The sequence below is a fragment of the Desulforamulus aquiferis genome, assembly GCF_030577015.1.
Lineage (GTDB): Bacteria > Bacillota > Desulfotomaculia > Desulfotomaculales > Desulfotomaculaceae > Desulfotomaculum > Desulfotomaculum aquiferis.
The window spans coordinates 1-24424 of record NZ_JARPTC010000002.1; the positions used below are offsets into that span (position 1 = coordinate 1).

The 24424-nt window shown below is 37.7% G+C and carries 20 protein-coding genes and 4 pseudogenes; 18 read left to right on the plus strand and 6 right to left on the minus strand.

Annotated features, from left to right (window positions below; all coding sequences use genetic code 11):
* The 10 genes and pseudogenes from rlmD to P6N53_RS01150 form a co-directional block, all read left to right on the plus strand.
* On the plus strand, positions 1-487 hold a 487-nt coding region (gene rlmD / locus P6N53_RS01100; protein ID WP_304540477.1), incomplete at its 5' end, for a 23S rRNA (uracil(1939)-C(5))-methyltransferase RlmD.
* Between the two features lie 89 nt (positions 488-576).
* Complete coding sequence (locus P6N53_RS01105; RefSeq protein ID WP_304540479.1) at positions 577-1281, plus strand: alpha/beta hydrolase; 705 nt, start codon at positions 577-579, stop codon at positions 1279-1281.
* A gap of 838 nt (positions 1282-2119) precedes the next feature.
* Positions 2120-3553: a HAMP domain-containing sensor histidine kinase gene (locus P6N53_RS01110; protein ID WP_304540481.1), complete on the plus strand. Its 1434-nt coding sequence runs from the start codon at positions 2120-2122 to the stop codon at positions 3551-3553.
* A 10-nt stretch (positions 3554-3563) separates the two neighbouring features.
* Positions 3564-4274 (plus strand): response regulator, encoded by a 711-nt coding sequence (locus P6N53_RS01115; RefSeq protein ID WP_304540483.1) that lies wholly within the window; start codon positions 3564-3566, stop codon positions 4272-4274.
* 1200 nt (positions 4275-5474) lie between these two features.
* Positions 5475-5672, plus strand: a pseudogene (locus P6N53_RS01120) (transposase); the annotation flags it as partial.
* Between the two features lie 937 nt (positions 5673-6609).
* Positions 6610-7431, plus strand: a complete 822-nt coding sequence (locus P6N53_RS01130; protein ID WP_304540486.1) for a 4Fe-4S binding protein — start codon at positions 6610-6612, stop codon at positions 7429-7431.
* Between the two features lie 544 nt (positions 7432-7975).
* Positions 7976-8443 (plus strand): annotated as a pseudogene (locus P6N53_RS01135) (transposase); the annotation flags it as partial.
* 63 nt (positions 8444-8506) lie between these two features.
* Positions 8507-9391 (plus strand): Vgb family protein, encoded by an 885-nt coding sequence (locus P6N53_RS01140; RefSeq protein WP_373322969.1) that lies wholly within the window; start codon positions 8507-8509, stop codon positions 9389-9391.
* Positions 9392-9467: 76 nt separating this feature from the next.
* The gene (locus P6N53_RS01145; RefSeq protein WP_304540490.1) at positions 9468-10097 is read left to right on the plus strand and encodes a Vat family streptogramin A O-acetyltransferase; all 630 of its coding nucleotides are present in this window, start codon (positions 9468-9470) and stop codon (positions 10095-10097) included.
* A gap of 206 nt (positions 10098-10303) precedes the next feature.
* A pseudogene (locus P6N53_RS01150) lies at positions 10304-10606 on the plus strand (transposase); the annotation flags it as partial.
* Between the two features lie 232 nt (positions 10607-10838).
* On the opposite strand, the gene P6N53_RS01155 reads toward P6N53_RS01150, so the two are convergent.
* A complete protein-coding gene (locus P6N53_RS01155; protein WP_304540491.1) occupies positions 10839-11423 on the minus strand; it encodes a TetR/AcrR family transcriptional regulator in 585 nt (194 codons plus the stop codon).
* 180 nt (positions 11424-11603) lie between these two features.
* Here P6N53_RS01155 and P6N53_RS01160 point away from each other — a divergent pair, with 180 nt between their 5' ends.
* Positions 11604-13259 carry a CocE/NonD family hydrolase gene (locus tag P6N53_RS01160; protein ID WP_304540492.1) on the plus strand — a complete coding sequence of 552 codons (1656 nt, stop codon included), beginning with the start codon at positions 11604-11606 and terminating at the stop codon, positions 13257-13259.
* Between the two features lie 259 nt (positions 13260-13518).
* Here the strand turns inward: P6N53_RS01160 and P6N53_RS01165 are convergent, their stop codons facing one another.
* Positions 13519-13722: a hypothetical protein gene (locus tag P6N53_RS01165; protein ID WP_304540493.1), complete on the minus strand. Its 204-nt coding sequence runs from the start codon at positions 13720-13722 to the stop codon at positions 13519-13521.
* Positions 13723-13780: 58 nt separating this feature from the next.
* Here P6N53_RS01165 and P6N53_RS01170 point away from each other — a divergent pair, with 58 nt between their 5' ends.
* Positions 13781-14041 carry a TRAM domain-containing protein gene (locus P6N53_RS01170; protein ID WP_304540494.1) on the plus strand — a complete coding sequence of 87 codons (261 nt, stop codon included), beginning with the start codon at positions 13781-13783 and terminating at the stop codon, positions 14039-14041.
* A gap of 514 nt (positions 14042-14555) precedes the next feature.
* Here P6N53_RS01170 and P6N53_RS01175 read toward each other — a convergent pair.
* Both P6N53_RS01175 and P6N53_RS01180 read right to left on the minus strand, forming a co-directional pair.
* Positions 14556-15623, minus strand: a complete 1068-nt coding sequence (locus tag P6N53_RS01175) for a HAMP domain-containing sensor histidine kinase (RefSeq protein ID WP_304540495.1) — start codon at positions 15621-15623, stop codon at positions 14556-14558.
* Complete coding sequence (locus P6N53_RS01180) at positions 15620-16294, minus strand: response regulator transcription factor (RefSeq protein ID WP_304540496.1); 675 nt, start codon at positions 16292-16294, stop codon at positions 15620-15622. Before P6N53_RS01180 ends, P6N53_RS01175 begins: the two co-directional genes overlap by 4 nt.
* A 170-nt stretch (positions 16295-16464) precedes the next feature.
* Between P6N53_RS01180 and P6N53_RS01185 the strand changes: the two genes are divergently transcribed.
* Both P6N53_RS01185 and P6N53_RS01190 read left to right on the plus strand, forming a co-directional pair.
* On the plus strand, positions 16465-17406 hold the full coding sequence (locus P6N53_RS01185) for an ABC transporter ATP-binding protein (RefSeq protein WP_304540497.1): 942 nt from the start codon (positions 16465-16467) through the stop codon (positions 17404-17406).
* On the plus strand, positions 17406-18116 hold the full coding sequence (locus tag P6N53_RS01190; RefSeq protein WP_304540498.1) for an ABC transporter permease: 711 nt from the start codon (positions 17406-17408) through the stop codon (positions 18114-18116). The genes P6N53_RS01185 and P6N53_RS01190 overlap by 1 nt, the downstream gene beginning before the upstream one ends.
* Before the next feature lie 128 nt (positions 18117-18244).
* Here the strand turns inward: P6N53_RS01190 and P6N53_RS01195 are convergent.
* A pseudogene (locus tag P6N53_RS01195) lies at positions 18245-18399 on the minus strand (transposase); the annotation flags it as partial.
* A gap of 428 nt (positions 18400-18827) precedes the next feature.
* On the minus strand, positions 18828-19586 hold the full coding sequence (locus P6N53_RS01200) for an SDR family NAD(P)-dependent oxidoreductase (protein ID WP_304540500.1): 759 nt from the start codon (positions 19584-19586) through the stop codon (positions 18828-18830).
* A 410-nt stretch (positions 19587-19996) separates the two neighbouring features.
* Between P6N53_RS01200 and P6N53_RS01205 the strand changes: the two genes are divergently transcribed.
* The 4 genes from P6N53_RS01205 to P6N53_RS01220 all read left to right on the plus strand — a co-directional run bounded on the left by P6N53_RS01205 (position 19997) and on the right by P6N53_RS01220 (position 24298).
* Positions 19997-21070 (plus strand): tartrate dehydrogenase, encoded by a 1074-nt coding sequence (locus tag P6N53_RS01205; protein WP_304540502.1) that lies wholly within the window; start codon positions 19997-19999, stop codon positions 21068-21070.
* Positions 21071-21303: 233 nt separating this feature from the next.
* Entirely contained in the window at positions 21304-22296 is a 993-nt protein-coding gene (locus P6N53_RS01210) for a tripartite tricarboxylate transporter substrate binding protein (RefSeq protein WP_304540504.1), read from the plus strand.
* A 229-nt stretch (positions 22297-22525) separates the two neighbouring features.
* Entirely contained in the window at positions 22526-23473 is a 948-nt protein-coding gene (locus P6N53_RS01215) for a LysR family transcriptional regulator (protein WP_304540505.1), read from the plus strand.
* 222 nt (positions 23474-23695) lie between these two features.
* Positions 23696-24298, plus strand: coding sequence for a class I SAM-dependent methyltransferase (locus P6N53_RS01220; protein ID WP_304540868.1), 603 nt, complete (start codon positions 23696-23698; stop codon positions 24296-24298).
* The last annotated feature ends 126 nt before the right edge of the window (positions 24299-24424 follow it).

The following is a 24424-nucleotide window of genomic DNA, read 5'->3' on the forward strand; positions in this document are numbered from 1 at the left end:
AGTCTTATATAATAAGGCCTTAGAATTAGCTAGAATTAAAAATAACGAAACTGTAGTTGATGCCTATTGTGGTATCGGAACAATCGCTCTGTTCTTTGCACACCAGGCAAAACAGGTGATCGGTGTAGAAGTAATTGCTGAGGCAGTAGAGGATGCCAAACATAATGCCGTATTAAATGGCATTACTAATACAGAATTTATCCCCGGAAAGGTAGAAATTATTCTGCCCAGAATGTTGGATAAGGAATTTAAGCCAAACGTTGTCATATTAGATCCACCCAGGCAAGGCTGTGCTAAGGAAGTACTCGAAGCAATTGCCTTAGCCAACATACCCAGAGTGGTCTATGTATCCTGCGACCCCGCTACAATGGCCCGGGATCTTTCGATTTTGTCGGGATATAATTATCAAACATTAAAGGTTCAGCCGGTGGATATGTTTCCTTGGACAGGGCACGTTGAGTGCGTGGTAAGGATAGAAAGAAGGTAGCACTTATAGTCAATGGTTTAAGGCTTATAGTCTTAGGTGTTTTAAGTACATGGAAACAATAATTAAGAGAGATTTGAAAGGGTAATGAAATGCAAAAGAGAAAATTTGAGATAGAGGGCATCCCAGCAGTTGAATGGGGAGAGAAGAAAGAGCATGTGTTTATTGCCGTCCATGGAAATATGTCCAATAAGGAAGATACGGTTATTAAATTACTTGCAGAAATGGCTGTTGAAAAAGATTATCAGGTATTAAGTTTTGATTTGCCACAACATGGTGAACGGGAAAAAATAGATATTCCTTGTAAAGTACAATTTTGTGTGAAAGATCTTAAAACTATTATGTTGTATGCAAAACAACATTGGAAGAACATAAGTCTGTTTGCTTGCAGCATGGGGGCATACTTCAGCCTTTTAGCATATAAAGAAGAAGTGTTAGAACAGTGTCTATTCTTATCTCCTGTTGTGGATATGGGACGTATCATTAGCAATATGATGATGTGGTTCAATGTAACTCCAGAGCGTTTGCAAAAAGAACAGGAAATAGAGACTCCGATTGGTCAAATTCTTTATTGGGACTATTATTGTTATGTCAATGAACATCCAGTAGATACATGGGACGTTGCTACTGTAGTACTTTATGGTGCTAAAGATGATTTGTGCGAATATGAAACTATAGATAATTTTGTTAAACGGTTTCAGTGTCAGTTAGAAGTTATGCAACAAGGTGAACATTTTTTTCATACTAACGCACAGTTAAATGTATTTCAAGATTGGTTAAAAAAGTATATTGTTTAACTAATTCTAATTTATGTAAGGCTGAATAGATATGTAATTATGAAGTTGCCACAGTTATACCTAGTAGAAGCCATGAAGGAAGCTCTAGAAGAGAATTGATAATGATTTATTAGCATCTGCCGGGAGGTAGGTGCTTTTTACTAAATATTTAGGTAAATTATTACGCCTTGATTAGTTAATTGAGGTATAATCAAATCAGTATTATAGCTGAAGGGTGAATTTATTTATGAAGATGTTTGTGGGGGCTTATTTGTTCGTCACTCTTTTCTGCCAGTTTCATTAGCATGGGAAGCATTTGGAAATAAAAATGGAACGGTGGATTATTATAGCTTCTCAAACGCCATTCATAAATATCGAAAAAGCAATTTTAGAAGCGAACCTGATCCGGTAATAGGTTGCATTATTCTTACTGCTCCTTTTTTCTTCGAAAAGAGTGAGTGGATACCCGTTCCTGAAGACTGGAAACCCAATATAGTGCAAGGTAAATCTTATGATACAAGTACTTTACTTGGGAGAAGGCTTTATCAGCAGGTTCAGGAGAGGTTACAAAGAATAATTCATGCAGATAGCACAATTGACATTGTGAAAGAAGAAGAACAGATATGGCTCAGGTCAAATTATTTACCCCAGAATTGGACAAGGAACTTTTAAAGTTCTAGTTACGGAGGCATATCATAGGCGTTGTGCAATTTCTGGCGAAAAAACATTGCCGGTTCTTGAAGCTGCACATATAAAGCCCTATTTCCAAGAGGGGTTACATAGCACCAGCAACGGTCTGTTGTTAAGGAAAGATATTCATACGATTTTTTCTGTGACACCTATTATGAGGAGGAGGACGATGAATAAGGAAAAGCAGACGGTGAAACGCAGAATTTTTATTTCTAATACCAGAATGGTACTTGTAACTTTAAGTCTATTTCTTTTCGTTAATATGTTTGTAATAAATTTATATGAGTTCAAATATAAAAACAGCACGATTAGTTCGTCTAAGTTAGCAGATAATACCGAACAAATAAGAAATATCCTGACAGATTGGAATCCATCCCCAAAAGAAGAGGCGATAAACAATCTTGCAACAAAACTGAATAGGTATGGATTTTCTCTTGGCGTTGAAATAGATAGTGAAGTGGTTTACTCAAATACTGATTTTCCTGTGAGTAAGCTTATAAATTATATTGGAGATGATTTGGAAACAGATGGAAAGGTACATGTTTATGTACAAGACTATATGACTGTGCTAACACTAAATAATATGAATGAGAAAATGAATGTGTTTGCAATTGCAGGAGAATATCATGAATTCTTGTTTCCAAAAAATGGTTTGACTACTATACTTATACTATTGCTGATTGATGTTATATTTTGCATAGGTGCCTTAATCATAATTAGTCAGATTTTTACTAAGAGACTTATAGAATATATCACAAATCCTTTAGATGTATTGTCAGAAGGAGCAAAAAGAATGAAAGAAGGAAATTTTTCTGAACCTGTTAAATACAAAGGAGATATTGAATTTGAATATGTCTGTGACGCATTTAATGAAATGCAGGAACATATAACGAAAGCTAATGCGGATAAGGAGTCTTATGAAAAGGCGAGAGTTGAAATGGTGGCGGGAATTTCTCATGACTTAAGGACTCCATTAACGGCAATTAGAGGAACAATAAAAGGTCTCAAGGATGGGGTTGCTACAACACCTGAATCAAGAGAAAAATTTCTTGATACAGCTTATAGACGAACGATAGAAATGGATCGGCTTTTGGAAAGGTTATTTTATTTTTCAAAGCTTGAAACAGGTAATATGCCACTGTTTTTTGAAAAGACAGAGTGGAGTGAGTATCTGGAAGCCTATGTGAAAAGATACGAATTATTGATAGAGAATGAATCTATAAAAATTAAAATAAAAGATGTAAAAAAAGGTTTGTTTTCAAATGTTGACCGAGAACAAATGAAACGAATACTCGATAATATACTGGAAAACAGTAAAAAATATGCAGAAACAGATAAGCTTGAAATTACCATTAATATTTTTGAAGAACATGCATATGCAGTACTTGAGATCTCTGATAATGGCTGTGGAGTTTCAGAAGATAAGATTCCCCATATTTTTGAACAGTTTTTTCGAAGTGATGAGTCAAGGAATATAAAAGAAGGGAATGGTCTAGGTCTTTATATTGTAAAATATCTAGTGGATGCTATGGGAGGCTCAGTAGATGCAGAAAACAGCAACGGTCTTACTATTCGAATAAGACTACCAATTTTGGATGAATGAGGTGATTTAGATGAATGCAAAATATAGAATTCTAATTGTCGAAGACGATGATGATATCAGTATGATAGTACAGGCTTATCTGCAAGCTAGTGGGTTTGAAACATTCATTGTAAGTGATGGAGATAAAGTACTTCCACTTCTGCATGTGGAAAATTTTGACTTAATACTACTGGATCTTATGCTTCCCGGGAAGAATGGATATGAGATATGCAAAAAGATAAGAGGTGAACTTAATATTCCAATTCTCATGGTAACGGCAAGGACGGAATCTGTTGATAAAATTCGTGGTCTGGGACTTGGTGCAGATGATTATATTACTAAACCTTTTGATCCCGCTGAGCTTGTAGCAAGAGTAAATGCAAATATAAGACAGTATAGTCGATTAACAGAAGCCAATCAGATAGAGTTGGATGAGAAGGGCGATGAGATACTAATAGGTAATATTCGAGTTCTTCTGCATGGATGGAAGGTCTATAAGGGTGAGCAAGAAATTAATTTTCCTAACAGAGAATTTCAATTATTAAAATTTATGGCTGAAAATCCTAATATTGTTTTCTCGAAGGAACAATTGTTTGAAAAAATATGGGGATATGATTATGTTGGGGATAGCGCGACGGTTATGGTGCATATTAATCGTATTCGTGAAAAAATTGAGGATGACAGTAAAAACCCAAAAATCTTAGAGACAGTATGGGGTGTGGGATACCGGTTGAATAGATAGGATAAAATTATATGGTTATCAGGTTATTCAATGGAAGATAGAGGCTTCGATAAGTATCCTCTTGGAAAAAAATAAGGAAGATAGCAGTAAAAGCTCGAAATACTTGTTAGAGTAGTAAATTATAATTATTAATTAAATTGAAAAAAGAGAGTTTAGGATTTGTTTAATTTTATACCTCCTGTTTGTTTAATGTGATTTGATATTATTATCACATAAATAAACAGGAGGTATTTTTGTGAAGATCAAAAAAACTGAATGAAGGTGTGGTTATGTGCAGAAATGTAGAAGAATATATTAGCATTGTCTTGTCACAAATAGATTGTTCGGAAACCCAAAAAATAGCATGCCAATTATTGCGTTCAGATATTAATAAAATAATAAGAAAGCAGCATGTTCTAAATATGTCGAAGGAACAACTTGTTAATGTTCTTTTTTTGAGAATGGGCGACCCCAAAATACTAGGACAGTATTTTTTATGGCTTATAAACTTAGTGGATTTACATTAGGTAAGAAAAGAAGCAAGTAAGGATGAAACTCATAAGATTAATTATCTTCTTAGTTGTAAATGTTTGATAAGTACCATTAAAGCATAACCCAATAAAGCCCCACTAATTAGAAAAATTATCGGTAACCACACAGAGCCCAGTAGCACATCAAAAATTTTAAAGGTCGGCGAATATATCACCCCTATCGTTCCAAGATAAGCCGCGAAGACAAATGGCAGTGAAGAGAAACGCGGTGTTTGTCAAGCTAGTTGTCGTGATTCTCTAAAATATGTATAGCTAAGCAGAGTTATTTTCGCTCAATTCTGACTCTTTCGCTGTATTTGGGTTTAGCCAAACAGCCTCATCTAATGACCAGTTTCTGGTAGATCTAGACCATCTCTCTGGATGCTTTAACTTAGCCTCTTCATAAACTTGTTTTCTTTTCTCCAGAATTTGCTGTGAGAGGCCGTTATGTCGTTGATTTGGGGTCAGGAGATTAAGACCACTGTGTCGGTGTTCCTGATTGTACCATGACGTAAATTGTAATACCCATTTCGTGTAGCAAACCCCTTAGTTGGGTAATTAGGGCGGTATTTACATGTGCGGAAGATGGACTCCGCATTTTGCGACTGTATAAATCCAAAATCAGATACAGGTAGAAATAGATTCTCCCGGAAGCCAGGTAATATCGGACTTATTCTGATATCAGAATAAGTCCGATATTACTTACATCCCAACGGATGAAGGATGGCTCTACCTTGCCACCATTGAGGACTTATTTAATAGAAAGATAGTAGGTTGGGCCATGGACAGTACAATTACTCGTCAGTTAGTACTCGATTCTTTACACCAGGCAGTTTGGCGTTATAAACCATCACCAGGTCTCATACACCACTCGGATCGTGGAAGCCAGGTGCGACAAGAGGTCGCGTAATATATTGTCGAAAGAACTACCCCATCCATTCAGGGTAACTCTATCGTGACTAGCATGGATGGCAACGTCTGGGTTAGAAAGCTCACGAGACAATGTGGAAGTTCGAGTAGCCTAAAACTGGAACAACTGCTAGAGTAAGAATGCTATGGAGAACGTAAAGTGAATCACTGTAGAAATCGTTACGCTGGAGAAAGCGAAATAGGCTGATACGCTTTGACCAAAAGGTAAGGAGTCGAGCAAAGGCGATCTGTCAAACCAATGCGAATGGATAAAGAACTCCCGGTTTAAAGGTGGCTCCTAAGGCATTCACAATTATATATTACGCGGAACTTGGTAAACCCTATATGTTCCTCCATAAAGAGATATCTAAACGTAAGGGGATGAAAAGACATAGAGGGCAGACGAAAAGGATAAAAAGCGAACGCTGATTTTGTAATGAAATCGGATAGGGGTTCAAAATTTGCCCTAACCTGAAAGGGTGCAGACTTATCCAATGGTATTTCTTGGCAGGAAAGGATTGTAAACCTATGAATTTTAGTAATTCAACGACGGACAAAACCGAGATTCTAAAAGACACAAAATCGCTTTCCAACCAGTGGGAGTCCATTGACTGGTCAAAAGTTGAGTACGATGTTTCGAGGACTAATGTTATCAGAAGAAAAGACTACAATCACGCATATAGATGATGGATTCGACTTACTTGGATGGACATTCAGAAAGTTCAAAGGAAAACTCATTGTGAAGCCTTCCAAAAGTTCCATCAAAAGCCTGATTAAGAAATGATCTAGAGGCTCCATGTCAAGGGGTGACTAATTAAATAAACAGCTAAGAATGAAATCTTGTAAATTCTGAAGAAAATCCGCCATTCTATGTGTCTACTTTAACGGGGCAAGCTCAAATATACGGAGGTCATGTAATGAATATTAATACTAAGGAATTAGAAAAAACAGCCATTCTTAATACTAAGAAATTAGCAAAAGCAGCCATTCCTTTTTTTCTAACAATATTCCCGTTTGTTTTTCATTCCCTTATTGAGGAGACTTTCGAAAAGGCAGTTCAACTTAACATTATGGCAGTTCTAATAATATTTATTTTATTTGCCATTATCTTCAAAAGAAGCTTTTGTGGTTTTTTGTGCATGGTGGGGGCGCTGCAAAGGGTTGTTGGATACATAGGATTCAAGCTTTTAAAAAAAAGGGTCACAGTTCCTGTAACACTCGATAAATATCTTAGAGCAGCGAAATACATCATACTTACAGGTTTTGCAGTATTATCCATTGCAAGTGGCAAGTTACTGCTACAAGTCAGTGTAGACGATGTGTTTGAGCAATATGACATAATATTGCCTGGATTAGCCTGGATAAGTATTATGTTGATGTTTGTAACAATTATTGGCTCATTCTTTATTGATAGATTCTTCTGCAAATATATCTGCATACAGGGTGCTGTCGCCGGAGTTGCAGGTCGGTTTAGCCCCAGTGGTATCGTCCGATTCGAAGATAAGTGCATCAATTGCACGTTATGTACAAAGAAATGTCCCTCAAATCTAGAGGTGCATAAAATGAAGAAGGTAATATCGGCTGAATGTTTTAACTGCAAAAAATGCATTGTTGTATGTCCAAAGAAAGGGGCATTAACTAATAGTTTTGCAGGTAGAAAAATCCCCTTAGTTTTGCTTGTAGCAATGGCAGGAATGGTTTTTATATTGTTAACCTTTTTAATAACTCTATTTTTATAGATGGTGCTATGAGCAGGTGTCGATCCATTTCTTTAACAATTATAACAGAACCCCGGAGGAACAGGAATTAACCAAGCTGCGCAAGGAGCTTCAGCAACTCAAAATGGAGAATGATATCCTCGCCCAGCATGGATGAATGTCCGCCAAGGCCCCACCAGCTCAAGGCGGCATCATTTTTATCTACTCAAGGCATGTGGAAACTGTCTGCCTTTTGACCAGGAAAATCAAGGGCTCAGAGCAATAAAAATATCAATCCTACCTGATTTGCCTACCATTTTCCAACGCAATTTTCACTTGGTAGGCAAATTACTATGATTGACTGCTTTTTCAAATATATCCACTGACTGCTCAGCCGTTTTTTTTGTAGCATGTATTTTATTATATCTAACTTGGCTTGTTCACCCCAATCAGCAGTAAGGGGAACAAAGGCTTCTTTATTTTATTTGATTACTTAAGTGAACACCTTGCCTGGGTAACCCAGCGAGAAGTTTTAGTTCGCTTTAGTACGTTTATGTTTTACTTAACTGCGGAACTGTCCCCTTATAGTGATTTAACCTATGTTCGAGTAGCTGGCCGATGGAATTATATTTGTCTGCTCATAGATCTATTCAATCGAGAAATCATCGGACATAGTTGTGGACAGGCCAAGGATGCAAAACTTGTTTATCAGGCCTTTGCTAAGGTTAAAGGCAATTTATTTGATATTCAGCTCTTCACACAGATCGTGGCAGTGAATTTAAAAATCAATTGATTGACGAAGTAATTAATACCTTTGGCATAAAACGATCCTTAAGTATGAAAGGATGCCCGTATGATAATGCAGTCTCAGAGGCAACTTACAAAGTTGTCAAAACGGAGTTTGTTAGAAATCGACAATTTAGGACGTTAGAGGATCTGCAAAAAGAGTTGGATGAATATGTTAAATGGTTCAATAAGAAAAGGATTCATTCTACATTAGGCTATCTTTAGTCCATTGGAATTCAAAAATATGGCACTTAAGAAAATTGTCTAATTTACTGTTGACGATCCATTTTTTGTTTTTGTATAAATACTTTAAAGGAGTGATTAATATATGATGAATGTAAAAATTAATGAATACAGTTTGAGATCAGCTAAATCAGGACCTTATGGAATGACCTTAGGCCCTGATCAAGAGGTATGGTTTACAGAAAATCAAGGGAATAGGATAGGAAAAATTACAGAGGGTGGAGTAATAACTGAGTACGTAATACCAACTCTAGATGCAGGAGTTTCAATAATAGCAGCTGGTGTCGGAAAAGAACTATGGTTTACAGAATACAAGGCTAACAAAATAGGCAAGATTACAATAGAAGGTAAAATTACTGAATATAATCTTCCAACTTCAAATTCAGGTCCCTTTGGGATTGCTTTAGGTTCTGATGGGGCAGTTTGGTTTACAGAGATTACAGGTAATAAAATAGGTAGAATAGATGCTAATGGGAAGATAATCGAATATGATTTGCCTGACAAAGCATCCTTTCCTTCAATGATTGTAGCAGGTCCAGATGGAGCTCTTTGGTATACAGAAAACCAAGGAAATAAAATAGGAAGGATTTCTACTTCAGGAAAAATAGCTGAATACCCTATACCAACCCCAGCCTCTGGACCAGTAGGAATCACCAAAGGGTCAGATGGTGCCCTCTGGTTTGTAGAGATTAACGGAAATAAGATTGGCAGAATTACACCAGCAGGAGAAATTACGGAATACCCAATACCTACAGAAAATGCTAAGCCACATGCAATTACACCTGGCAAAGATGGAGATCTTTGGTTTACAGAGTGGGAGGCGAATCAAGTTGGACGTATCACACTTTGTGGACAAATTACTGAATATAAGATCCCTACGCCTAATTCAGAACCCCATGGTATTATACTTGCACAAGACGGAGGGATTTGGTTTGCTGAGGAATCTAATAAAATAGCTCAGTTAATTTATTAGATACAATATTCTTTTCAAATAAAAATAGGAAATAGAATTTAGGGTTGGAAAAAAAGCTTGAAAGGGGCAAGATTATATGAAAGGACCAGATAAGAAAAAACTATACCCAAATGAAAACATCAAAACAGTTTGTTATATAAGTAATTTACCGAAGAGACCCAATGTTGAGATTGGAGAATACACTTATTATAGTGATAATAAAAAGTCTCCTGAGAAATTTTATGATAATATAGAGCATCATTATGAATTTCTTGGAGATAAGCTAATCATAGGTAAATTTTGCGCAATAGCAGAGGGTGTAAAATTCATTATGAATGGAGCAAATCATAGGATGGATGGCATAACAACCTATCCATTTAATATCTTTGGAGGTGGCTGGGAAAAGGTTACTCCAACAATAAAACAGCTGCCTTTCAAGGGAGACACGGTGATTGGTAATGATGTATGGATAGGTCAAAATGCAACCATAATGCCGGGGGTAAAAGTTGGTGATGGTGCCATTATTGCTGCTAACTCAACGGTAGTAAAAAATGTTGAACCTTATACAATCTATGGCGGAAATCCGGCTAAATTTATTAAGAAACGATTTAAAGATGAACAAATTGAGTTCTTGCTAAAACTTCAATGGTGGAACTGGGATGAAGAAAAGATATTTAATAATCTTGAAATGCTTACTTCAGAATTAGGCTTAGATCAATTGAATTAACATCTTTAGACTCGGGGCTTTTCTACCAAGGCACAAAAGGGGGCTTATTCGCGGTTCGTGAGTGGTCGATTTAGATGTTTTTTGATTTTATCGAGGTTGACAGAGCAGGGTGGATGTTGGGGTTAAAAGGTTGCATAATAGGCAAACCAACGTACTCGAAATATGATAATATTTTTATTAGTTATGATGCTGAATGGTAAGATGAGCACCCCATCATCATTAAGTCTTGGGAGAATAACTGGCTGGAGCTAACTACATATTTTGATTACCCGTATGAAATTAGAAAAATAATTTATACCACCAATATTATTGAAGGATACCACCGGCAATTAAGGAAGGTTACGAAAACTAAGACTGCCTACCCTACTGACTATGCGTTAAGGAAGATAATTTACCTGGCAACAGATTCAATCTCCCGAAAGTGGACCATGCCAATTCGGGAATGGAGAAGTTGTATTTCCCAACTGGCAATCTATTTTGGGGATCGGCTTCAATCAGAAATTACCTAAAATCTAGTGGCTAGGTAATAGGTTTATCGCCATTTTTTCTCCCGGAGATAGCAATAAAAAGAAGAAAGCTGGGAATAATATCCTCAGCTATCTCCGGCAGAACCCTGCAAGACGCTCGGGTTGCTCCTTAGCATTGCCCTATCCTTCTTGCAGGTAAGAGCCATTATAAGCCTACCCAAATTTATAAAGTCACAAACCAATTACACAAAATTTCGTACACTCCCGAAGGCAATCAGCCTTTCTTTCCAAATATCCCGTAAAAATATAACTTCCTTATACTATTTTTATATTCTTGGCTACTTTTCAAGAAATTAGGATCTTTGAAAATTGCCATTAATGCACCAATATACGCAATTAATGCTTCGGTTGTTATATCTTCATCAATTACCCCTTCAGCTTTTCCTTGCATAAATATTGATACAATAGCAGGCAAAGCCCGCTCTGAAGCAATTTTACTATATTCAAACTGGATCATAGGATCATCCCATATGATGGAATTAAAAAAATGGCTGCCTATCGCATCTGAACCGTTGTCACTAGCAATCAAGACTTTAGAGATTTTTTCTTTTGCTGACAAATTTGAAGCAATAAGTTTCTCAAATTCATCCATCAACTTATTCATATATGATGTAAAAACTGATAAAACAAGATTCTCTTTGCTGGAAAAATGCTTAAAAATAGTAACCTTAGAAACTTGTGCTTTTCTTGCGATAGCATCTATGCTAGTTTCTGCTACTCCATTTTTGAAAATTAATTCCTGGGTAGCATTCACAATTGCAGCCTTTTTCATTTCCTTTCTTTTTTCGTATCCATTCAACCATATCACCTACCTCTTTTATAATTCTAAATAAAAACAGTACAAATATTAATCATATTATATAAGAGATAATGAACCATTTCAAATACATTGGTTCATATTATATTGACATGCTAGTGGATATTAAAATATAATGAACTCAAAAAAACAAAAAAGTTCATAATATTGAGGAGTGATTTTATGAGCCTAATGAGTAAAATGCTGAGCAAATCCGCCAAGCTTCCACCTGCAGAAACACGTTTGATAGGTAAGGAACGAGATCTAGAAATAATTATGACCGATGGTGCTGTTTTACTTGCAGATCATTACTATCCACTGGACTTGAAAAACAGGCCAACAATAGTAACACAATCCGTTTATAATAATAGAAAAATGGGCATATCAAATATCGAAATACTGGTGGAACAAGGGTTCCAGGTACTTGTTGTGAGCAGTCGGGGTACCGGTGGTTCATCAGGGGTCTTAAATCCCTTTCATCAGGAGCGTTCAGATTGCACAGATGTAATACAGTGGCTGAAGCAGCAGTCCTGGTTTAATGGTGTCTTAGGGACACATGGGGCAAGTTACCTAGGATATACACAATGGGCTTTTGCAGCTACCGGCGACGAATGTTTAAAAGCAATGAGCACATGTTTGGTTGGAGCTAATGCTTATGATTTTATTTATGATGGCGGAGCATTTAATCTTGAAATATTCTATGCATGGATAGGGATGGTAGACGCCCTTAATAAATCTTTCTTTGCCCATTTGAAAAATAGCATTTTGGGAACAAAAAAGAGGTCAGAGAATTTAAAAAGCTTACCTTTGGAAAGCCTAGATGTTTCACAAACTGGTAAAGAGGAAAACTATTGGAGAGAGTGGCTTGCACATCCATCTAAAGAGGATAAATACTGGATTTCTGCCAATTTTCAAAAGGATATAAGTAAAGTGGATGTCCCTAATCATATGGTAACTGGCTGGTATGATGTTATGCTTCCTAGCCTTATGAAAGATTATGATTTATTGTGTTCGTCCGGAAAAAGACCATTTTTGACCATTGGTCCATGGTCCCATTTTGAGGGTGAAGCTTCTTTTCAATCCCTGCATCACTCAATCATATGGATGCGTGCCATGCTCCTGGGCGAAAAAAAATTATTAAGAAAAAACCCTGTACAAGTATATGTTATGGGCGCAAATGAATGGCGCGAATACGATTCGTTTCCGCCTACAGGAATAGCAGATCAAACTCTGTTTCTACAGCCTGGCAAGAAGTTAAGTAAAAACAAAGCACCCGATTCACAACCAGACACTTATATCTATGACCCTTCTAATCCAACCCCAAGTGTCGGTGGTGCATATCGTATGGCGGGAAGCGGTAAATCAGTAGTTGACAATAGCGAGCTGGAAGCTAGAAATGATGTTCTTATTTATGAAACAGAAGCCTTGATAAATGACTTGGAGATCATTGGTCGATGTGAAGTTACATTATTTTTCTCATCAAGTGTTTCATGTCCGGATTTCTTTGTTAGGGTCTGTGATGTGCATCCTAACGGAGCCTCTTATAATGTGTGCGATGGGATTTTGCGTGTAGCTCCTGAAAACAAACAATATCAAGGAGAAGAAGTATACAAAATCACCGTAGAGTTAGCCCCCACCGCTTATCGTTTTTTAAAAGGGCATAAAATACGTTTGCAGGTTTCAAGTGGTTCTTTCCCACGTTTTAATCGCAATTTAGGAACAAATGACTCTATAGGCAAGGATACAACATTTGTGAAAGCTAAACAGCAAATATTCCATGACCAACTGCTTTCGTCATGTATTTATCTGCCCGTCATGAATGGTGCGTTAAATAATTAGAGATTGTTGGCACAAAAAATCCAGCCGATATCCATACTTGATCATCATCGGCCTATAATGCAAAAACAGCTGATTCATTCCTCGGAATGTAATGTTAATGACAGGCAAGGCACCCTACGTTATAATATCGTAGAGTGCCTTGCTTGTTCTTTTTCATTATGCTTCCACATCCACCGTCACGCCGTAGCCTCATAGGGACAGGGGGACAGGTAACTTGTCCCGCTCTGTAAGCTGGTTTACATGCTCGCCAATATTCTTTTTAAGTAGAAATATCCCTATAAGGATTACTATGCTGTATAATGATAAGCCAGTTTAAGGGATATAATTCCAACCACCCACCGCCTATTAATGGGTCAGCAAGATGGCCTAGGGAAAAGGCGGTGTTAGTAATAATTTCATAAATGAGTGTATCAAGAAATGTAGCACTAGCTACTGCAGCCAGAATAAAATTTTTATTCTTCAATCTCAGGTAAGCTCCCAAACAGATTTGAATATTTTATCATACTCAAAGAGGTGTAATAATGCAAGAAAAGTTTATACCAGTTCGAATTGGAGATGTGATTAAACTCGATATTCACAGTATGGGGCACTCAGGCGAAGGTATCGGAAGGCTGCATGATATGGTGGTTTTTGTACCAGGTGCACTGGTTGGCGAAAAGGTTAGAGCGACAATCAAAGAGATTAAAAAAACCTTTGCTCGAGCCCAGCTCATAGATATTATCGAGAAAAGTAATAATCGAATAGAGCCAGCTTGTCAGACAGCCCTTGAAAGAAGTGGATGATAAAATTAACGAGATCGTCACTACTCTGGATGAATTGATTAACAAGTATAAAGTAACTCCTTATCATTGGGGAAGGAGAAAGGGATTCTTAAGGAATATAATGATTCGCCGGGGACATACAACCGGGGGGAAGTAATGGTTGTATTTGTAACTACCTCTGATAAATGGGCTATAGAACAACTGGTCTTCAGTCAAGATATCGGACAAGTTAAAAGTAGAAACAATCCTGGTTTATTTATTTAACAAGCTAAAGTATTTTCAAAGTCATATGGTGACATCATACCACAATGTTCATGAATTCTAACGGTGTTGTAAAAAGTTTCAATATAACTCGGTGCATGGTCAATCAGACTTTAAGAACGACCCGACACTACTTGAGGATTTTATGCCCTGGTCGGAAAAACTGCCTTACTACTACCGTAATAATTAAAATTGCATCTATTGCGCAAACCCCGGTGTCAACATTTAAGTTGTACCGGGGTTCGTCATGTCAATGCACCTGAATATTAAGCGCTTACTTTGCATTCACCCCTAATGGCAGTTGTACAATAAAAATACTACCTTCTCCAAGTTGGCTTTGTACTTCAATAGTTCCTTCACATAGTTCGATAATTCTCTTGACTAAAGTTAACCCTAGTCCATTTCCAGCCAATGAATGTGAGTTGTCACCCTGGTAGAATTTGTCGAATATATGCCTCATGGTTTCATCACTCATGCCGTATCCGTTATCCTCAATCCAGAAGGTGGCCTTTTGCCCGCTCCTCCATAGACCCACTTTTAATACCCCGCCATTGTTAGTGTACTTGATGGCATTATCAAGTAGATTAACCCAAATCTGTTGAGTTAAATTTTTATCACCGAGTATTTCAATTCCATCTTCAAGTTTAATGTCAACGTGAAGATTTTTACTGCTCCACTTCGGTTCTAACATTACAATTGCCAGTCTGATTTGTTCATCTAAGTAATAATTTGATTTTTTACTAATAATTTCCGTGCTTTCTATTTTTGAGAGGTTAAGAATGTTAGTAGAAAGGTCAACTAGTCGCTCGGACTCTTGTACAATAATATTTAGATATTCCTGCCTTTCCTCAGCGCTGACATCCCCCGCTTGTAACAGCTTTGCGAAACCACTGATTGAAACTATTGGCGTTTTGAATTCATGAGAAAAGTTTCTCACAAAGTCGCTGCGCAGAGTTTCAATACTTGTTAATTCCTGTACCATTTTATTAAAACTAACAGCCAGCGCATCTAATTCAAAAACGAAACTGCCTTTTACACTGACTGAAAAATTACCTTTAGCCACCTTATCGGTGGCTTTCATCATGTCTCGAATAGGTTTGACAGAACGCTGACTTAATAATGCTGCAATTACAACACCCATAAAAATACTGATATACACCATAACAAAAATTGCCCTGCTTGGACTTGAGGTGCTTTTTAAATCCAAGATGCCCATTTCAGATAACATATAGGCAATAAAACCAGCCGATAAAATGGACAAAAGCATGACTAGAAAAACCAAAGCTACCAAAGAAACAGCAAGACTGATTTTCGGGGGAAGCCTTTTTTTTATTCGCTTCATACACGCCTTCCAATTTTATACCCCAAGCCGCGCACAGTCACAATTTCAAAATCGGGGTTGTCTCTGAATTTATCTCGTAATCTGTTGATATGGACATTCAGGGTATGTTCGTCTGTTTCAGTCTCAAGCCCCCAAATTTCGTCCATTATTTGATTGCGAGTAAAAATTATATTAGGATAACTCATGAGTTTAAAAAGAAGCTGAAATTCTTTCTTTGGTAAAGTAAATTGTTTATTTTTCCATGAAACGGTAAGAGTATTGTAGTCTGCTGTGGTTTCGCCCATGACTACTCTGTGTTCACTGGTAATTTGCGCCCGACGCAAGAGCGCCTTTATTCGGAATAGCATTTCCTGTTCATCAAAAGGTTTCGTCATATAATCATCAGTTCCGGCAAGAAAACCTTTATGTTTGTCTTCTGTTTCTTGATTAGCGGTTACCATCAGTATGGGAATGTTTTCACCAACATTACGCAATTGCTCACAAAATTCATAGCCATCCATGCGGGGCATCATCAGATCCAAAACAATCAAATCAAATCGCTGTGTTTCCATCCTGTCAAGTGCTTCAAGACCATCTTTTGCAGTATAGACGTTATATCCGTAGCGTTTTAGAACAGCGCACATTAGTTTTTGAGTATTTATATCATCTTCGACAATTAAAATATCAAACAATGTAGTTATGTCACCTCCATTTTATATAGTATATCACCTATAAAGTAAACTGAACATCAACGAACTTTCCTGTGAAAATTGAGGTTCAGTTGATGTTTCAAAATTAAAGTTCATTATAGCGTTAGTCAAAATAAAGACGCAAAAAGAAAATCTCAAAAGGAGTGTCGCAAATGGACAAAACAAGCAGTGGCGGATCCGTTGCAATACAGATGGATGGCCTCACAAAAAAATTCGGTAATTATCGCGCAGTTAGCGATCTTTCACTTGACGTGAGTAGTGGTGAAATATTCGGGTTTCTTGGTCTGAATGGGGCAGGTAAATCGACCACAATCAAGATGATGCTTTCATTGCTAAAACCCTCATCCGGCAGTATCTACATGCTGGGGAATAAAGTTGACTCCGGAAGTCACAAGTTATGGGAGAAAATTGGCTATTTGGAGGAAGCTACTTATTATCCAGGGCTTAATGTGGTAGAAAATTTAGACATTGTCCGCCGGATGCAAATGATATCTGACCGCCAATCAATTACTCGCGTGATACAGAAGCTCGGTTTAGAAGCTCATAAAAATAAGAAAGCTAAAAATCTATCTCTGGGAAACAAACAACGGTTAGGGTTAGCTAAAGCAATGATCCACAATCCAAAGATTTTAATTTTGGACGAACCCATCAACGGTCTTGACCCCGCTGGTGTCGTGGAAGTCAGGGAGATGCTTTTCGATTTATCGAAAAATTTCGGTGTTACTGTTTTTATATCTAGTCATCAACTGGAAGAACTTTCAAAACTGGTTGATCGAATTGGAATAATCCATGAAGGACAGTTAATCCAGGAAATCAAAATGGCGTATTTGGAACAGTCTTTACAAAAACACATGGTTCTGGATGGCCGCAATAAAAATGCAATGAAACATATACTCGTGGAACATAGATATAGTTTTGAGGAAAGCACAGATGGACGCTTGTTGCTTTCGGAAGGCCCCGCGACTGAAGAACCCGAAAGATTGGCAGAACTCCTGGTTCGTTTGGGTCATCCCCCAACCCAACTAAACATTGTTACCGAAGATCTAGAAGGTTATTTTTTGCGAATCATACAAAGCACAAGGAGGATACACTGATGAAGATATTTTCATTTGTACATTGCGAAGCCCTTAAAGTATTGCGTTCAAGTGTTTTTTGGATTGTTGTTGCTGCATTTGCCACAATGCCAATTATGCTTGGTTTAGTCACTTATATCAATGCTGTTGATGCCGGCTGGGTGCCTTATTTAACGGATTTACTTGGTTCCATTACTGCTCTTTTGGTGATTGGTTTTTCTTTCACCGCCTGTTGGGTTTTCGGACGGGAATATACAGATAAAACGATCAGTGAGTTGCTTGTGAAGCCTGTATCTAAACTTTATGTGGTGCTGTCAAAGTTCATCGTAATTTTTCTTTGGGATGTACTGTTGGCCTTCTTCATGTTTGCGGTTGTGTTCATTATGGGTATTTTGATTGGTCTTAATGGTGGGACAGGATTGCTTATCATGAATAGCTTTCTTGTTTTTATGGGAACATCACTGCTAATTATGGTTGTCAGCACAATAAGTGCCCTGTTGGCGAATGTCAGTAAAGGATATTTAGCCCCTATTGGGCTTGCGTTCCTTATTGTGATCATTTCCAATGTCGTTGCGCAGGCTGGGCTTGCCGCTTACTTTCCCTGGACAATTCCGGCATTGTTCATTTCAAATGTTCCTCTTGGCTTCGCCAGCATCGCCATACTTGCTATTACAGGAATAACGGGGTTTGTTGGAACAGTCGCATGGTGGAGGTTTGCCGAACAGCAATAGATTCAATCAGGCTTTTTTGCACAATAATCATAGGTTATAAGCTTCTACATCATTGGCCTGGCGTCAAGATTTTCTGCTGTCAGCTCGACTCCATCGCGCCCTTTGAGCCATTGGAAGAAGCCGACTCAGCTGGCCTTGTCCTCATTCATGCCCTCAGCAGCGCCTAAAACCTCGCGGTAGCCGTCCTCATTGACGGCGATTACTACCAAAATCGCCATATTTTCGTATTCTCCGCGCCCCAGTTGCGGCGCAGATACATTCCATCCACGTGGAGTGTATAATAATGATGACGTATTGAGATCCTAAGGGCAAATAAGGCGAGTCAACCACTAAATGTAGTTGTTAGAGAGCAAAAAAACGGGCTGAAAAAGTGTATTTTCGGCCCGTTTTTGAATTTTTATAGATAACATTAGAATTTCCAGATTTATGGATCTAACTAAAAAGAATCCGGTGAAACAGCGACAAGATGGTTAAACTCACTCATTGATTTCGCCAGGTCATTCCACTTTGTGTCAAAATCCATTACCGGAAATAGCGCATCGACCGCAATAAAAACACCGCCTGATCTCAAAATCCGAATTCACCAAGCTTGATTTGTATGGTATCATCCACACCTGAGAGCACAAAATTACGCTTTGCCTGTTCTGTTGCAGTATTGTCAAATTCAATTGTTGTGATTGTTCCACGAGGAGTTGTGGAAATATTCTTTATTTAGAGGTTCATTCCACCGGAAACTTCAATTCGTTGCCCCGTAATCCAGCGTGCATCTTCCGTACAAAGAAATGCAACCACTCCTCCAATATCATCTGGCTCACCGACACGTCCAAGTGCCGTAGCTGCTTTAACATTCGCTTTATACTGAGCATTATCCCGGATAATACCACCTGCGAAATCGGTGGCTATGGGACCTGGAGCTACTGCATTTACTCGAATGCCTCTTGAACTCAGTTCTTTTGCCTGGTATCGCGTGAGTGTTTCAATAGCCCCTTTCATGGACGCATAAGCGGAGTATCCCGGCATACTCGCCTGTGCCAATCTGCTTGAGATATTGATGATACCTCCGCCGTCGCTGAGGTAGTTCAGTGCTTTTTGTGTAAAGAAATAAACGCCTTTAAACTGAATATTCATCAGCTCATCAAACTGATCTTCGGTGGTATCTTCAAAAGGAACATTTATACCAACGCCCGCGTTGTTGACTAAATAATCAAATTGTTTCGTGTTAAAGGTCATTTTCATCAACTCTGCAGCCTGCTCAAAAAATGCGCCGAACGACCGGATGTCGCCGATATTTAGGTTCAGAGCGGTTGCCCTGCTGCCGGTTTTCTGGATTTCTTCCACCACCTGCAAAGCTTCCTCTTTTTTACTGTGGTAGGTGATAATTACATCCAGACCTTTTTGGCCGAGCTTAACCGCCATGTTTTTGCCCAATCCTCGGCTTCCACCGGTGACTAAAACTGTTTTTTTGCTCATAGTTTACATCTCTCCTTAAAATTAAAAATTCATTCATACCTGCTGGAGAGACGAAAAAACGCACTCTCCAACCAGATAGGTCAGACAGTGCGTTGGCTTACGTGAACGCTTACGTGATAACTTTTTAAATTATTATATACTACTATATATTATTTTATGTTTTAAATCAATCATCTAAATCCAAATAAATAATAATTATACAGACAATACACAACACATTTATAATATTTAAGTTGTTGTAAAACAACGGAAAACGATATTACTCCAGATTTTCATAGGATCAATACTATGGTTGGTATAATATTTTGAGTATTTGATTCGAAATATTTAGACGTCTATAATTAAAATAATAAATGAAAAAATTAACAAGCATTTATTTACTTAGCTAAAGAAATTTGGAGGTTGAAGCAATGGGAGATTACAAAATTGCTGTTTTACCTGGTGATGGTATAGGAATTGATGTAACAGCTGAAGCGGTGAAGGTATTAAAAGCAGTGGCAGCTCTTGATGGTGGGATTAATTTTGAATTTCAGGAGTTCCCCTGGGGTAGTCAATACTACTTAGCGCATGGCGAGATGATGCCGAAGGATGCTATAGATACCCTTGCTGGGTTTAACTCGATTTTGCTTGGGGCTGTAGGAGATCCAACTGTGCCAGATCATGTTACTTTGTGGGGAATGCTTTTACCTATTAGACAGCGTTTTCAACAATATGTTAATCTTCGTCCCTCAAAACTTCTCCCTGGGATTGAGAGCCCACTGCGCGGCAAAGGAGTAAAGGATATTGATATCGTTTTTGTACGGGAGAATATGGAGGGTGAGTATTCAAGTGTAGGGGGGAGAATGCACCAGGGCACAGCTGCCGAAGTTGCTTTGCAAACTGGCGTCTTTACACGATATGGTACAGAACGAATTATTCGTTATGCCTTTGAAGTTGCTCAGAAGCGTCCGAAGAAACATCTCACCTCAGTTACCAAGTCCAATGCTTGTTGTTTCAGTATGGTTTTTTGGGATGAGGTGTTTAAAGAGGTCGGAAAGGATTACCCTGATGTTCTCACTGACCAGTACCTCGTAGATGCCATGGCTGCTTCATTAATATTGCATCCAGAAAAGTTCGATGTTGTAGTTGCTTCGAATATGTTTGGGGATATCTTAACGGATATCGGCTCCGCAATTATGGGTAGTATGGGTCTGGGGGCTTCTGCAAATATTGAGCCCACCTTCAAATATCCTTCGATGTTTGAACCCATACACGGCTCAGCACCAGATATTATGGGGATGGGAATTGCCAATCCTTTAGCGGCCATCGGCTCTGCAAAGATGTTGCTTGAACACCATGGTGAGCATAATATGGCCGAATTAGTTAGTAAGGCAATTGAACAGCAAGTCGCTGAGCAGAAGGTTTTAACTCCGGATCTGGGAGGAACTGCGAAAACCTGGGAGGTTGGAGATGATATTGTTAGACGGATTCTGGCATCCTGCTAGGAACACCACCTTGGGGTGGCCGTGAATCATACTTTGGTATAAATAACACTACATACGTAGTCAAAAAAAGAAGGAGGTGTGGTACCCCCATAATTCCAGTAATTAAGGTTTGTGCTAACCCCATAACCGTAGAAACCATGTGTGATCTTGGTGAAAATTCCAGAATATTATGAACATATTTTTACTTGCGAAATAGGCTTGTATATCTGTTCAAAATTAGAGGAGGCATACACGTGCGTAAAATCAAGTTAGTTGCTATATTGATGACTTTAATTATGATGCTTTCATTTGTTACTGGATGCGGTCAAAATGGTGAAGACCAAGCTAAAAAAGCAGACTCTAACTATCCTGAAAAGCCCATTAACATGGTCATTGCCTTTACTGCTGGTGGTTCCAGTGATGTGCAGGCACGTATTATGCAAAAATATTGGAACAAATATGTTAATCAGCAATGGACATTTGTTTACAAAACCGGTGCTGGCGGAGCCATTGGTTTTACTGAAATAGCAAATTCTAAGCCGGACGGCTACACCATTGGTGGTGTAAACATACCACACATGGTTCTACAGCCCATTGGACAGGGTGCCAAGTTCAAGCCCGAAGACTTTGCTTACATTGCCCAGGTTGTTAATGATCCTCTAGTGTTAGCCGTTAGGAAAGACAGCAAGTTTAAGTCTGTGCAAGAAATTATTGACTTTGCTAAAGCTAACCCAGAAAAGCTTAAAACAGGTATTGTAGGAACTTATACAGGTTCACATTTAGCCTTGTTAGACTTTCAAGATAAAACCGGCACTAAAATGGCTCAGATTGTTTATAAGGGTACTGCCGATCAGAATGCTGCACTGTTGGGCGGCGAAATTGATGTAATGATGGGCTTCTACAATGACGTAATGCGCAACCTGGAGCAAATGACTATTCTGGGTATTACTACTGATGAAAGATACGAGCCTCTACCAGATGTTCCTACCGTAAAGGAACTTGGCATTGATATTATCTCAGATGTCCGTCGTGGTTTTGTTGCACCCAAGGGAATTGGTGAAGACCAGTTAAACTTCTTACGTGAAACTTTTAATAAGATTGCCAATGACCCAGACTATATTGCAGATATGGAAAAAGCTGGTCAGCCCCATGATTATCTAAACGGCCCAGAGTTTGAAAAGTATGTAATGCAACAACAGGAAGAAGCAAAGGTCTTATTAGAGAAATTTGACTTGATTAAGAATTAAATCAAAGGGCGTTAAGGGTAGGGAGATGAACTCCCTACCCTTAACTATTAGTTAACTATCGAGGAAAGAGGTGACTCTATATGGGAACAGATGCGGTTTGGGTTATTGAATGCATTAACACCAGAATAAGGCAGATGCCTTAAATTATTATTGGTTTCACAGAATTAATGTAAATACTTGAAAAGTTATTGCAAGTATAGTATTTTTCCTATGAGAGGAGGTTGTTAAAGTGTCGCAAAAAGAATTGAATTATATTCTGAAAGTGCTTGAAGAGGGTAGTTTTTCAAAAGCAGCAGAAAAGCTCTATATTTCTCAACCATCTTTAAGTGAATACATTAAAAGGACTGAAAAAAGAATTGGAACACCTCTCTTAAATCGACAAGCCAATACAGTTTCTCTTACTGAGGCGGGAAAAATCTTTGTGGAAAGCGAACGCAATATCGTTCGGCAACGTGAGAATACTCAAAGGCAAATTAACGATTTGATACATTTAGACTGTGGTCAAGTTACGATTGGTGTTTCAGTTTTCAGATGCAAGCAATTTTTAACTCGAATTATCTCGATATTTAAAGAAAAATATCCCAAAGTTGACGTTCTAATAGAAGAAGATGTCACTGAAAATCTTGTATATTATGCGGAGCAAAGCATTACCGACTTTTCTATTGTTCTATTACCGACAAATATTAAAAGCTTAAATTCTGTTTGGTTATTTGATGAAAAGATAGTCGTTGCGGTAGCAAAAAACCACTACTTTATCCAAAATAATATCTTACCGGTTTCTTTTACGCGCCCGTTCCCCCCGGTTGATTTTTCTTTGTTTAAAAATGATAATTTCATATCTATGAAACCAGGCATAGAATTAAAAAAATATTTCTTCAATCTATGTCAACATTACGGCTTTTCTCCTAGAGTTGTTATAGAAACTAAAAGCCATGAAATTGCAGCAACCTTAGCTGGAGTTGGACTTGGTATAACTATTATTCCTGAATACTACGCAGAACGAGATATATCAAGCAATCAATCATTATGCTATTACCATTTAGAAAAAGGAATCGAACCTAGGCAGGTTGGGTTAGTATATTCTTCAAAAAAAGCTTTATCTCATGCGGCAGCTGCGTTCAAGGATATACTCGTTTCAGAAATAAGAAGCAAAAATGACTCCCAATATAAAGAGTGATGCACTGAGATTTTCGCTGTAGCCCAGAAATATGGATATAATAATCATAATAGCACCAACTACTGCAGCCAGAATAAATTTTATATTCTTCAATTTTAGGTACACTACCAAACGGATTTAAAAATTTTACCATAATCAAATAGGTGTATAATGCAAGAAAGTTTATAGGTGAATTGAATAACAAGTATAAAAAATAGCTCCTTTAGGATTGGAGAGATAATAATAGGAAATACAGATAAGTTTGAAATGATAGCAAATACATATGACACTCCTGAAAGGGTCCAAATTGCAAAGGTATCATCAGATGCTATTCGTGAATATTTAGTTGATGCTAAAAACAAGAATGCCATTGATTTTGGATGTGGAACAGGTCTTGTTGGTATGAACTTATTGAATGATTTTCGATCTATACTGTTTTTGGATACATCGCAAAACATGATTCATCAAATTAAGCAAAAAATTTCCCGTTCTAATATACAGAATGCAGATACATTATGCTTTGATTTTGAAAAAGATAGTCTATCGGATTTAAACACTGACTATATTTTTATGGCTCAGGTTCTACTCCATATTAAAAATGTTGAATTAGTTTTATCCAGGTTATATGATGTTTTAAATGTCGGAGGACATTTACTAATCGTAGATTTTAATAAAAATGAAGAGATAGTCTCAGATATGGTTCATAACGGATTTGAACAGGTAAAGCTAGCCGATATTATGACTAAAATAGGATACAAAGATATTCAGTCCAAAACATTTTATAATGGAAGTAAAATATTCATGGGACATGATGCATCTATGTTTATTCTTGATTCACAAAAATAAATGAGCCAAAACCTTTATAACATTATTAATTCGATTCCTGTTTCAGACAATAGGTCATATCCTCCCCATTCTTGATAATTCCAATTTGAATCTTCAGAGGATTCTAAGTGAATATTTAAGTATGTT

Coding starts and splice junctions, on each gene's coding strand:
- P6N53_RS01115 (WP_304540483.1), top strand. CDS start 3,564: ATGAATGCAAAATATAGAATTCTAATTGTCGAAGACGATGATGATATC.
- P6N53_RS01190 (WP_304540498.1), top strand. CDS start 17,406: ATGAAGATATTTTCATTTGTACATTGCGAAGCCCTTAAAGTATTGCGT.
- P6N53_RS01200 (WP_304540500.1), bottom strand. CDS start 19,586: ATGAGCAAAAAAACAGTTTTAGTCACCGGTGGAAGCCGAGGATTGGGC.
- P6N53_RS01160 (WP_304540492.1), top strand. CDS start 11,604: ATGAGCCTAATGAGTAAAATGCTGAGCAAATCCGCCAAGCTTCCACCT.
- P6N53_RS01170 (WP_304540494.1), top strand. CDS start 13,781: ATGCAAGAAAAGTTTATACCAGTTCGAATTGGAGATGTGATTAAACTC.
- P6N53_RS01175 (WP_304540495.1), bottom strand. CDS start 15,623: ATGAAGCGAATAAAAAAAAGGCTTCCCCCGAAAATCAGTCTTGCTGTT.
- P6N53_RS01140 (WP_373322969.1), top strand. CDS start 8,507: ATGAATGTAAAAATTAATGAATACAGTTTGAGATCAGCTAAATCAGGA.
- P6N53_RS01110 (WP_304540481.1), top strand. CDS start 2,120: ATGAATAAGGAAAAGCAGACGGTGAAACGCAGAATTTTTATTTCTAAT.
- P6N53_RS01105 (WP_304540479.1), top strand. CDS start 577: ATGCAAAAGAGAAAATTTGAGATAGAGGGCATCCCAGCAGTTGAATGG.
- P6N53_RS01185 (WP_304540497.1), top strand. CDS start 16,465: ATGGACAAAACAAGCAGTGGCGGATCCGTTGCAATACAGATGGATGGC.
- P6N53_RS01145 (WP_304540490.1), top strand. CDS start 9,468: ATGAAAGGACCAGATAAGAAAAAACTATACCCAAATGAAAACATCAAA.
- P6N53_RS01130 (WP_304540486.1), top strand. CDS start 6,610: ATGAATATTAATACTAAGGAATTAGAAAAAACAGCCATTCTTAATACT.
- P6N53_RS01205 (WP_304540502.1), top strand. CDS start 19,997: ATGGGAGATTACAAAATTGCTGTTTTACCTGGTGATGGTATAGGAATT.